Below are 1578 nucleotides of genomic sequence, written 5' to 3'. Positions count from 1 at the left end.
CGCGATCGGCGGTGTGCTCGAGACCCTGCCGGCACAGATGGCCTTCCTCTGCCCGAACGTCAACTCGTACCGCCGCTTCGGCGCGCAGTTCTATGTGCCGAACTCGCCGAGCTGGGGCATCGACAACCGTACCGTTGCGGTGCGAGTGCCGACCGGTTCGCCGGATTCGGTGCGCATCGAGCATCGCGTTGCCGGCGCGGATGCCAACCCGTACTTGCTGATGGCGTCCGTGCTGGCCGGTATTCACCACGGTTTGACCAACAAGATCGAACCGGGCGCGCCTGTGGAAGGCAACAGCTACGAGCAGAACGAGCAGAGCCTGCCGAACAACCTGCGCGACGCATTGCGCGAGCTGGACGACAGCGAAGTCATGGCCAAATATATCGATCCGAAATACATCGATATCTTCGTGGCCTGCAAGGAAAGTGAGCTGGAGGAGTTCGAACACTCCATCTCCGACCTTGAATACAACTGGTACCTGCACACCGTGTAAGCGGGTGCAGTAAAAAAGAACGTCGCCGGCCTCACAGCCTGCGGCGTTTTTTTATGGCTCAGATAGACCTTCTAACCATGGTCAGCACTCAATCCCTGTGGCGAGGGGCTTTACCCCCGTTGGAGTGCGCAGCGCTCCCATGAACAGTCAACGCGGTATGCCTGACTGACCAGAATGGACTATAGAGGGAGCGCTGCGCACTCCTACGGGGGTAAACCCCCTCGCCACAGGTAGACCCCCTCACCACAAAGAACTCCTCACTACAGCGAACCCCCCTCACCACAAAGAACTCCCTCACCACAGCGAAACCCCTTCACCAATAAGACCCCCCGGCACAGGGGATGTGGAACATCTCTGCGCTCTGCGTACAATGCCCCCTGCCCCCGCAGGAGTCTCCAATGACGCGCATCGCCACCGTTCGCAAACCCCGCGCCCGCAGTCAGGCGCGGATCGATTCGATACTCGACGCCGCGCGCACGCTGCTGGCGGCCGAGGGCGTGGCCAGCCTGTCGATTTACAGCGTAGCCGAGCGCGCGGAGATTCCGCCCTCCTCCGTCTACCACTTTTTCGCGAGCGTTCCGGCCCTGCTCGAAGCGCTGACCGCCGACGTTCACGGCGCTTTCCGCGCCTGTCTGCAAGCACCCATCGATCACGATGCGCTGCGCAACTGGCACGACCTCTCGCGCCTGGTCGAACAGCGCATGCTGGAGATTTACGAAGGAGATGCCGCCGCGCGGCAGTTGATCCTCGCCCAGCATGGCTTGACCGAAGTGACTCAGGCCGACCGTCAGCACGACATTGAACTGGGCGATTTGATGCACAAGCTGTTCGATCACCATTTCGAACTGCCGAAACTGCCGACCGATGTCGATGTGTTTGCGCTGGCCATGGAGCTAGGGGATCGGGTGTACGCGCGCTCGGTGCAGCAGCACGGACAGATTACCCCGCGCATGGCAGAAGAAGGGATGCGGGTGTTTGATGCGTACCTTGGGCTCTATCTGCCGCCGTATCTGCCAAAGCGCACGGTTTCAACCTGATCTGCGTGGCGGCTCCTACGGCGTCATCGCGAGCAGGCTCGCTCCCAC

General features: G+C 61.3%; 1 protein-coding gene and 1 pseudogene. Both read left to right on the top strand.

What is annotated here, in order from left to right:
- Positions 1-493 (top strand): annotated as a pseudogene (locus F8N12_RS27495) (glutamine synthetase); the annotation flags it as partial.
- A 398-nt stretch (positions 494-891) separates the two neighbouring features.
- Positions 892-1530: a TetR/AcrR family transcriptional regulator gene (locus F8N12_RS27490; RefSeq protein ID WP_150580038.1), complete on the top strand. Its 639-nt coding sequence runs from the start codon at positions 892-894 to the stop codon at positions 1528-1530.
- Positions 1531-1578: the final 48 nt, after the last annotated feature.

It is taken from the genome of Pseudomonas fluorescens (assembly GCF_902497625.1).
GTDB classification, from domain to species: domain Bacteria; phylum Pseudomonadota; class Gammaproteobacteria; order Pseudomonadales; family Pseudomonadaceae; genus Aquipseudomonas; species Aquipseudomonas fluorescens_BQ.
The sequence above is the reverse complement of the archived record's forward strand: the minus strand, read 5'-3'. Positions and strand labels throughout refer to the sequence as shown.

Bases quoted from the DNA above. Each gene is read 5' to 3' on its own strand.
- F8N12_RS27490 (WP_150580038.1), top strand. From the start codon at position 892: ATGACGCGCATCGCCACCGTTCGCAAACCCCGCGCCCGCAGTCAGGCG.